9 protein-coding genes are annotated in these 10,013 nt (G+C 50.5%); 4 read left to right on the plus strand and 5 right to left on the minus strand.

Annotated elements, in window-relative coordinates; genetic code table 11:
* The first annotated feature begins 180 nt into the window (after positions 1-180).
* Entirely contained in the window at positions 181-3,003 is a 2,823-nt protein-coding gene (gene gcvP / locus HK25_RS10655; RefSeq protein WP_233127807.1) for an aminomethyl-transferring glycine dehydrogenase, read from the plus strand.
* Between the two features lie 58 nt (positions 3,004-3,061).
* Here gcvP and HK25_RS10660 read toward each other — a convergent pair whose 3' ends face one another.
* From HK25_RS10660 to HK25_RS10680, 5 genes are all read right to left on the minus strand, one after another.
* Complete coding sequence (locus HK25_RS10660; RefSeq protein WP_158092944.1) at positions 3,062-4,003, minus strand: alpha/beta fold hydrolase; 942 nt, start codon at positions 4,001-4,003, stop codon at positions 3,062-3,064.
* 134 nt (positions 4,004-4,137) lie between these two features.
* Positions 4,138-4,980 (minus strand): CHAP domain-containing protein, encoded by an 843-nt coding sequence (locus HK25_RS10665; protein ID WP_143295988.1) that lies wholly within the window; start codon positions 4,978-4,980, stop codon positions 4,138-4,140.
* A gap of 323 nt (positions 4,981-5,303) precedes the next feature.
* Complete coding sequence (locus HK25_RS10670; protein WP_086553955.1) at positions 5,304-5,654, minus strand: RidA family protein; 351 nt, start codon at positions 5,652-5,654, stop codon at positions 5,304-5,306.
* 113 nt (positions 5,655-5,767) lie between these two features.
* Complete coding sequence (locus HK25_RS10675) at positions 5,768-6,382, minus strand: NTP transferase domain-containing protein (protein ID WP_086636174.1); 615 nt, start codon at positions 6,380-6,382, stop codon at positions 5,768-5,770.
* Entirely contained in the window at positions 6,382-7,476 is a 1,095-nt protein-coding gene (locus tag HK25_RS10680; RefSeq protein ID WP_086636175.1) for an XdhC family protein, read from the minus strand. The genes HK25_RS10675 and HK25_RS10680 overlap by 1 nt, the downstream gene beginning before the upstream one ends.
* A 215-nt stretch (positions 7,477-7,691) precedes the next feature.
* On the opposite strand from HK25_RS10680, the gene HK25_RS10685 reads away from it, so the two are divergent.
* The 3 genes from HK25_RS10685 (at position 7,692) to HK25_RS10695 (ending at position 9,945) form a co-directional block, all read left to right on the plus strand.
* Positions 7,692-8,366, plus strand: coding sequence for an MBL fold metallo-hydrolase (locus tag HK25_RS10685; RefSeq protein WP_233127805.1), 675 nt, complete (start codon positions 7,692-7,694; stop codon positions 8,364-8,366).
* Positions 8,367-8,374: 8 nt separating this feature from the next.
* Positions 8,375-8,899 (plus strand): DUF192 domain-containing protein, encoded by a 525-nt coding sequence (locus HK25_RS10690; protein WP_173560193.1) that lies wholly within the window; start codon positions 8,375-8,377, stop codon positions 8,897-8,899.
* Positions 8,900-8,979: 80 nt separating this feature from the next.
* The gene (locus HK25_RS10695) at positions 8,980-9,945 is read left to right on the plus strand and encodes an NAD-dependent epimerase/dehydratase family protein (RefSeq protein ID WP_086636176.1); all 966 of its coding nucleotides are present in this window, start codon (positions 8,980-8,982) and stop codon (positions 9,943-9,945) included.
* The last annotated feature ends 68 nt before the right edge of the window (positions 9,946-10,013 follow it).

A 10,013-nucleotide genomic window follows, 5' to 3' on the forward strand; every position in this document is an offset into this window, starting at 1 on the left:
CCGACAGTCTGCAAAAACGCGCTGTTTGCCTGAATGTTTCGTCTGAACTGCTGTGTCAGTTTTATTTTTCAGGATCACCCCTGCATGCTCACCCCTGATTCTGCATCAGATCGTTGTTCTGCTTCTCCGGTAGCAGGCTTGTCAGTTTTTGATGGCCTTAAACCTGCGGCAGGTTCTTTTATGCCGCGTCATATTGGTCCTTCGGCCGATGATGTTGCTGTTATGCTTAAAACAGTTGGAGCCTCTTCGCTTGATGAGCTGATGAAGCAGACTGTGCCTGATGAGATTCGCCTGTCAGCCCCGATGGGGATTGGCGAAGGCTGGACGGAAGAGGAAGTTCTGGCCCATTTGCGCAGACTGGCCAGCCAGAACCAGGTGATGACGTCTCTCATCGGTCAGGGTTATTACGGCACGGTTCTGCCAGCTGTCATCCAGCGTAACATTCTTGAAAACCCGGCCTGGTACACAGCTTATACGCCCTATCAGCCTGAAATTAGTCAGGGGCGTCTTGAAGCTCTTCTCAATTTTCAGACGATGATTACCGAGCTGACAGGGCTGGATATTGCCAACGCGTCATTGCTTGATGAAGCAACGGCTGCGGCTGAGGCTATGTCTCTTGCGCACCGTGTTGCAAGGTCAAAAGCTTCTGCGTTCTTTGTCGATGCAGAGTGCCATCCGCAGACACTGACTGTTTTAAAAACCCGTGCAGAGCCCCTCGGTATTACCATTGTTGTGGGTAACCCTGCTACAGACCTTGTTGCCTCTGATATTTTTGGTGCTCTTTTTCATTACCCTGGTACATCTGGTGTCCTGAAAGACCTGCGTCCGTTTGCTGATGCTGTGCATCAGGCTGGTGGTATTGTTGCCGTCGCTGCTGACCTGCTGGCTTTAACGCTGCTGACCTCGCCTGGTGAACTGGGAGCCGATATTGCTGTCGGCTCAAGCCAGCGTTTTGGTGTGCCTATGGGGTTTGGTGGTCCGCACGCGGCTTATATTGCTGTGCGTGATGCCCATAAGCGTAACCTGCCAGGTCGTCTTGTCGGTGTGTCGGTGGATAGTGCCGGTAACCCGGCCTATCGCCTGGCTCTTCAGACACGTGAGCAGCATATTCGTCGTGAAAAAGCGACTTCGAATATCTGCACAGCACAGGTGCTTCTGGCCATTATTGCCGGTATGTATGGTGTCTATCATGGCCCTGAAGGGCTGAAGGCAATTGCCCGTCGTGTACATGGTCTGACAGCAACTCTGGCAGCAGGTCTTAAGGCACTTGGGGTGACGGTTGAAACGTCTCACTTCTTTGACACGATTACCGTTCAGGCTGGCGCTGCTGCGCAGGATATTCTGGTCAAAGCACGTGCTGCGGGCATCAATCTGCGTGATACAGGCGGGGGACGTCTTGGTATCAGCCTTGATGAGACCACGACTGCTGAGATTGTGTATGCGGTCTGGACAGTCTTTGAGAAAACTGCCGGACAGGTTGAGAGCATGGCACGGGAGCTCAGCGCAGCAGGTTCTGCTCTGCCGGATACGCTGAACCGTACATCTGCTTTTATGACGCAGCCTGTGTTCCGCTCCTGTCAGTCTGAGACTGATATGCTGCGCTATCTGCGCCGTCTGGCCGATAAAGACCTGGCGCTTGACCGTACTATGATCCCTCTTGGTTCGTGTACAATGAAGCTGAATGCTACGGTCGAAATGCTGCCGATCACATGGCCTGGCTTTAGTGCCATTCATCCGTTTGCTCCGGCTGAGCAGACTACAGGCTATCAGGCACTGTTTGATGATCTTGAGCGCTGGCTGTGTGCTGTCAGCGGATATGATGCAGTCTCATTCCAGCCGAACTCAGGTGCGCAGGGTGAGTATGCTGGTCTGCTGGCCATTAGCGCATATCATCGTCATCGCGGACAGGAGAATCGTAATATCTGCCTCATTCCGGCATCTGCTCATGGTACTAACCCGGCATCAGCCCAGATGGCTGGCATGAAAGTCGTTGTGGTTAAGTGTGATGCGGGCGGCAATATCGATCTGGCTGATATGCGTGAGAAAGTTCAGGCACACGCTGCTGATCTCTCCGTTTTCATGATTACCTATCCTTCTACGCATGGTGTTTTTGAACAGAACATCAGCGAGATCTGTGACCTGGTGCATGAAGCAGGCGGACAGGTGTATGTCGATGGTGCCAATATGAATGCGCAGGTTGGCCTGGCACGCCCCGGTGATTATGGCGGTGATGTCAGCCATTTTAACCTGCATAAAACATTCTGTATTCCGCATGGTGGCGGTGGCCCAGGCATGGGGCCAATTGGCGTAAAAGCACATCTTAAGGACTTTCTGCCAGGTAACCCGGCAGCAGCTGAGACCTCGCTGGCAGTGAGTGCCGCACCATTTGGTTCTGCATCTATTCTGCCAATTTCATGGGCTTATATCCGTCTGATGGGGGATGCAGGTCTGACACGAGCAACGCAGGTTGCTGTGCTGAATGCTAACTATATCGTCAGCCGTTTGTCAGAAGCGTACCCGGTGCTTTATCGCGGGGCTCATAACCGTGTGGCGCACGAATGTATTCTTGATCTTCGTCCGATCAAAGATCAGACGGGCGTGAGCGTTGATGATATTGCCAAGCGACTGGTCGATTATGGCTTTCATGCGCCAACAGTCAGTTTTCCTGTTGCGGGTACCTTTATGATCGAACCAACCGAATCGGAAGGGAAAGCAGAGCTCGATCGCTTTTGTAACGCAATGCTGGGTATCAGAGCAGAAATTGGTGCGGTTGAAGCGGGCAGGCTGAGCGCTGAGCAGTCAGCTCTCCGTCATGCACCGCATACGTCTGATGTCGTAACGGCAGAAGAGTGGGATCGTACCTATCCACGCAGGCAAGGGGCCTTCCCGGAGGGTGTCGCGTTTACAACAAAATACTGGCCGCCTGTCGGGCGTATTGATAACGCTCATGGTGACCGTAACCTGGTGTGCACCTGCCCTGATATTTCGGAGTATATGGAATAATACCAGGAAATTATTATCAGTAACGGAGGGGCCTTATGGCCCCTTTTTTATGGGTATTTTATCTGAGAAAATCTTCGATGGCTTTATGCATGGCTTCGGGCTGATCAAACATAATCAGATGACGCGAATTATCGATACGCACCAGCGTGACATCAGGCATATTTTTGTAACCGGCTTTGAAAATTGTCTCCATGTAATCCCCGGCAGGTGTTTTTTGATCTGTCTTTCCGTACAGTGTCGGGTCATAGGCATAGAGAACAAGGGTTTTGATTTTGTTAGATAAAATTTGTGGGCGCAGGTCTGTTTGTGCGTCTTCATACAAAGCCTGTGCAACAATCGCGGGATCACTGGTTTGCGTATTTATCAGAACGTATTGTTGCCTTGCCGGACTTAAAGCCAGCATCTGAGCAATCTGTTTTTGGGCTTGTTTCGCCTGCTCAGGATTTTGATGCACAATATTATCACGTGTTGCCAGAGCGATCTTTTTTGTATTTTCAACAGTCGCCTGAGGGCCATATAAATTACCATAAAAGGGTAGTGTATCGACAACTATGATTTTGGAGACATCCTGTGGGTATTGCTGAGACAGCATCAAAGCAATCAGCCCGCCGAGTGAGTGCCCGATGAGCACGGGGTGCATATGGCGGGTCGTAATGTAGTTGTGGAGCTGCTTAACAACTGAGGGTAACAGAAAGAAACGGGATGTATTGTGAGGGAATTTTTGCCCGGCGAAGCCGTTAATTTGTAGCATATGAAGGTGATAATCAGATGAAAGTCGCAGGGCTTCGTTTGCCCATATATCACGTCCTTCGCTTAGCCCTGGTATAAAAATAATATCAGGTTTTTGCGTTGTTCCTTCGTCTGTTATGGTAAAATGTGACGAAGAAAACGCAGCAGATTGCGACTGATGAGAAATATTTTCTGTATGCGCGGCAACAGGAAATGTCAGTAATAAATAATAAGCACCTAACTTCAGAATAGCGCGGGATAATTTTCGCATTTTCATGACCTTATTGTTGGCTAAGGTCAGTATAGATTTATGAAAATAATTTTAGAATTATAAAATCTTCATAACAAAAAACGCACCAGTAATAACCTGATGCGTTTAATCTGAAACTAAAATGAGTTTTTGCCTTATCTGTGGCTGGTATGTCTTACGCCTGGTCTGTGATGTATACCTGACCGAACGTGTCTGATAGCAGGTTTCTGTTTTGTCCCTGACGGGAGGTTCTGGTCATTGCTGACAGTATCTGATGTGGCTGAGTGCAGACCGTCAACAGGCTGAGCATTTTCCGGAGCCTCAGCAAGCTGGGTAGCCAGGTTCGGGTTATTCTGTATTTTTTTCGCCCAGGCCATCATAACGGCACTGCGTGCATTTTCAGGATTCTGGTGGTGCTGAGGCGCTGAGGTGTTGTGATTGTCGTGCCCGTAAATGAAGCCATATGTCGGGTAAATTGAACCAAAACTACCGGAATGATTGTTCAGTGCAACGCGAACAGCTGACCAGTCATTGTTGGGTGAAACATCAATAACGGGTGTATTGTGAGCAATGCCGTTCTGCGCCCAGTGTGACTGATCGACCATAATAGTACGGCTATTAATGATCTGTCGTACAACAGCAACATGTCCCAGAGGCATGCGGCGTATCGGGCGGAAGTTTAGTACACCACCTTCGCGGGGTGCTGAGCCACGCTCATAAACTCCGGCGGCTTTGTACCACCAGTCCCGTGCATTACCGCGAATAACAACATCAGATGCAGTTTTTGCGTAGGCAACACACTGAATAACGTGGCCACCACCTGCATAGTGATGTCTGCGGGCATGGCTGTAATGCAGAGAAGCTCTGTTTATTCTGTGATGATTTGTAACAGAATGAGAGACTCTCTTAGCCCATGCAGGCTGCAGGGTGGCAGATAAGGACAGCAGAGAAACAGCGGCTACTTTGAGTATAAGAGAGCCTGACTGTTTTTTTCGCATGTCGCCTTACCTCGTTCATATTAAATCTGTTTTAGGTCTGTTGTCTGAAACAACTGTAAGAGGAGTTATCTGACATTCTGTGCATATCGGGCAAGCACTGAAAGCAGAGCAATAAACATGCTTTTATCGATTTGTCATAAAAAGGATAGCAAAAAATGTTTTATAGGAAAAATTTCCTATAAAATGATAAAATCTGCAAAATTATAAAAAATGAGGGTTCTTTTTTGTCGGAGCGAGCATACGGAATGACGGCCAGGATTCGTCAGGAGAGTTGCGAAATTATCACAGCTTGTGTGGCCTGACCGTCACAAAATAAGAGTGTTTTATTTAGTGGTAACCAGCATAATTTCGACCAGCATACGGGGGTCTGCCAGCACAGCCTGAACACAGGCACGTGCAGGAGCCTGATTTTCTGGCAGCCATGCTGTCCAGTGTTTGTTCAGAGCATCGCGGTCGTTAATGTCTTTGAGCCAGATCTGAGCCTGCAGCAGACGTGTGTTATCTGTTCCGTGGTGTTCAAGTAATTCATCAAGCTGTGCCAGCACATCGCGTGTCTGCCCATCAATATCCTGGCTCAGGTCACGTGCAACAACACCCTGTGTGAACACAAAACCATGATACTCTACTGCTGTAGAAAGGACAGGAGAGGGGTTTGTGCGCAGAATTCTACTCATTCTTTTATTGTACTCCGAAAAAGGCTGTGGCTAACGGGCTGGTAACGTTATGTCTGCCAGCTTCTGCCGTTATTGTTCAGACGGATCTGCCAGATGGTCAACAGATGAAATGCTTATAGTCGGGCGAATTGTTGCAGGCGTTCAGGTGTATCAAAATCAGTCAGAAGGGCAGGGTCAGATTCGATGAGATGCAGAGCTGCCCCAAGCTGCCTGAGAAGGTCGCGTCCGCCTTTATCTCCTTCTGCCTGTTTAAGGGCAGAGAACTGATCAGCGTGCCATATTACCGGGTTGCCAGGGCGGCCATGCAGCAAAGGGGCCGCTGCGGGGGGCGGGGAGGGCACATGCTGCGTTGCTATTAATGTGTTGAGTAATGTTACGGGCACAAGTGGCATATCTCCCAGGCAGATCAGCGCAGAGTGTGCCTGGTATTTTTCAGCGACTTCTATCCCGGCTCGTAAAGAGGCTGACAGGCCCAGTGCTGTATTATGTGAGACACATAATTCTATGCGGTCTGATAAAGCCGAAGCCTGCGTGACAATATTCTTTAAGTCGGTGCGTTGTGGTGGCACTACCACCACAACCCGGTCAGTTATGCTGTCCAGGGCCGTATTGATCGTACAGCCAAGCATTGTTTGCCCGGCAGCATTAGTTGCCAGAAGCTTATGGCAGGGCGCGGTGCGGCGGGAATAGCCTGCGGCCAGAATAAGCGTGATATTGAGGCGCGACATTACCAGCCTGGTGCTTCCGCCAGGGAGGCATTACGCCGTACGGCAATAATTTCCGCCAGAATCGAGATAGCAATTTCCTCAGCACCAGTCGCGCCAATGGCCAGACCAACCGGACCGTGAATGCGCTTCAGTGAATGTTCAGAAAAGCCTGCTTCATGTAGTCGTTTAATCCGGCTCGCCTGGGTTTTACGTGAGCCCAGAGCACCAATATAGAAAGCAGAGCTGCGCAGTGCGACCTCCAGTGTCGGGTCATCCAGTTTGGCATCATGTGTCAGGGTGACAATAGCTGTCATACTGTCAGGTTTTAGCTTATGCAGTACCTCATCCGGCCATTCTGTAATCAGGGTTGTGCCGGGTATAAGGCCGGGGAAGCGTTCTTCGGTCGCGAGCGGTGTCCGGGGGTCGATAACAACCGGAGCCAGCCCTGACATGCGGGCCAGCAGAGCAAGATGCTGCGCAATATGTACTGCTCCGACAATAAGAAGGCGCAAAGGCGGGAGCAGTGGCTGCACAAACCATGCCGGTGTTTTGTTTTCGCTTTCAAGGGCTTTGCTGCGTCCCTCTTTAAGGCTTTGCAGGGCCAGGCGGCTAACAGGAACAGGAATATCGGGTGTGTCCCCCCCGGCGAGCTGCTCCTCCGTCAGTAAAGTGTGGTGTAAGCCATCCATGGTTCTGATCAGAACAACGCTCTCACGCCGGTTCTGTGCAGTCTGCGCCGTGCGTAAAATGGCTTCAGGTAATGTGCCCCACGGGCAGGCGGCGTTTTTAACGGCTTCAAGTAAAACTTCGAGTTTACCACCACAGGCCAGCCCGACCTCCCATGCGCGCTCTGAGCTGACACCATAAGAGATGATACGTGGCGGGGCACCATTCATAAGTTCCTGCGCGGCGGTAATGACGTCTGTTTCAACACAGCCGCCGCTGACAGAGCCCTCTATCCGACCGCTTTCGCTCATGACCATTACGCTGCCCGCTGGCCGGGGAGAGCTGCCCCATGTACCGGTGACGGTTGCAATCACAACCTTATCGCCTGCATCACACCAGTGCAGTGCGTGATCAATAAGGGTTCGGGCCGGAAGGGGAGAGCTGGTCATAACGACTAATAAAACCTGACATAACAAAGACTATACTTGAGAGGAGTGTAGGCTTCTATCGGAGCATAGACCAGTGCCGTTAAAAGGAAGTTGTTTTTTCGCTCAGTTTTTATGTGCCTGCTCTCGTGATAGTATGACTTAAGGTTTTAAGTGGACTGTAGCCGTGACGTTTTGTTTTGCGTGAGCAGCGCCTGAAGAAGTAGGAGTTAAGAGACGTGCATTTCACCTTTGATGGTTTGCAGGTGCGGGTTGTTCCCGTCACCCCTTTTCGGCAAAACTGCTCTGTATTGTGGAACCCTGAGACAGCTGAGACTGTCGTTGTTGATCCTGGCGGTGATGCAGATGTTCTGGCTCAGTTCCTGGGGCAAAATAATCTTACTGTTTCAGCGATTATTCTCACTCATGGGCACCTTGATCATGCAGGTGGTGTGGCGCCGCTGTGTCGTATTCTGGCAGAACGTCAGGGTAAAGCGCCGGTCGTTATCGGCCCTGATAAGCGCGATGAATTTCTTTTGTCTTCTATCGAGAAGCAGGCCGGACATTTTGGTCTGAGTGAGCTGGAGAATGCGACAGCTGATGAGTATAGTGAGGACGGGCAGGTGCTCGATCTGATCGGGCGTAAGCTTCATGTGCTTCATGTACCTGGCCATACGCCTGGGCATGTTGTCTTTATCGATCATGCTGCAAAAATCGTATTTGCAGGAGATACTCTCTTCAAAGGGGCAGTGGGTCGTACTGACTTTGCTTATGCTGACGAGTCCCTTCTTTTAAATTCTATTCGTGAAAAGCTGTTCTCTCTGGATGATGGCTATATCGTTGTTCCCGGGCACGGAGGGCACACCACTGTGGGTGCCGAGCGTAGCGGTAATCCTTTCTTTAATGCAGGCTGAGGCATGTGATGAGTGTTAATGTAAAAACCGGTATACGGTATGTTCTGGCAGCAGGCCTGTGTGCTGCTATGGTCACTGCAGCTCCGCTGTATGTTTCTGCACAGGAGCAGGAGCTGCCTGAGCCAGTTCAGGCACAGCCTAAACTGCCTGTTGAAAAACTGACGATCACGTCAGCCAGTGGTGAAGCACATATTTTCTCTGCTGAGATAGCCCGTACACCCAGGCAGCAGCAGGTTGGCGAAATGTTTCGTACGCATATTCCTGATAACGAGGGTATGCTTTTCGTGTGGAGCTATCCGCAACAGAGCGATATGTGGATGAAAAATACGCTTGTTCCGCTCGATATTGTTTTTATCGGTGCAGATAATCGTATTCAGGCCATCGCAGAAAATACTGTGCCTCAGAGCCTTGCGCATATCAGCAGTCATGGGCCAGCTGTGGCTACGCTTGAACTGGCCGGCGGTGTTACGGCTCGTCTTGGTATTGTTGTGGGCGATAAAGTTGACGCCGCAGCTCTGAAGAAAAAGTCCTGAATAATAAGCCTGATGTATGTGGCAGTAAGTGTGGCTGATGCAGGCAGATACCATTCCAACCTGTTTGACGAGGTAGAAGCGTGACGATTCTGGTAACCGGGGCAGCCGGGTTTGTTGGGTATCATACCTGTCTGGCTCTGTTAAAAGAGGGGGCTGAGGTTATCGGTATCGATAACCTCAATGCGTATTATGACCCCCGTCTGAAGCAGAATCGTCTTGATCAGCTCAGGCAGAAAAAAAACTTCACCTTCTTCCGGATGGATTTGTGTGATCTGCTGGCAGAAAATGCCCTTTCTGATGTCAGCGCGCGCATTACCGGTATTGTGCATCTGGCTGCGCAGGCCGGCGTGCGGTACTCGGTGCGTAACCCTGAGGCTTTTGTGCATTCCAATGTGCAGGGTCATGTAGCTGTGCTCGAGTTTGCACGCAGGCTGCCCCGGCTTAAGCACCTGGTGTATGCATCTTCTTCGTCCGTTTACGGGCGCAATACGCAACTGCCTTTTCGTGAAACAGACAGAATCGATGTTCCAGGCTCGTTTTATGCTGTGACAAAACGCAGTGGTGAACTCACTGCCGAGTCTTACTCTCATCTTTACGGCCTGCCACAGACCGGGCTGCGCTTTTTCACTATCTACGGGCCGTGGGGCCGACCTGATATGGCGTATTACAGCTTTGCCAGGGCTATGACGCTGGGTGACGAGGTAACGTTGTATGAAGGCGATAGCCTTGCACGTGACTTTACCTACATCAGTGATGCTGTTCGTGCCGTATTACTCGTGCTTGTCAGACCGCCAGCTCATGGCACAGCGCGGATTCTCAACGTTGGCAGTGATCATCCCGAATCTGTGCGGCATATGGTGCATCTGCTGGAGAAAGGACTGGGGTGTAAGGCTCACCTGAGATTGCTGCCGCGCCCGCAGGCTGATGTTGAAAAGACCTGGGCTTGCGTTGAACGCCTTCATGAACTGACCGGATGGCGCTCTGAGGTGTCATTTGAGGAAGGACTTTCGGCCTTTACGCAGTGGTTCAGAGCATATGAGGATTAATTTTGATTTTTTTTGAGGATTTTTGCTTTTTTTTGAGTGGAATTGAGTGGAATTGAGGTGTGTTTGAG

This window comes from Acetobacter sp. DsW_059, assembly GCF_002153695.1.
GTDB lineage: Bacteria > Pseudomonadota > Alphaproteobacteria > Acetobacterales > Acetobacteraceae > Acetobacter > Acetobacter thailandicus.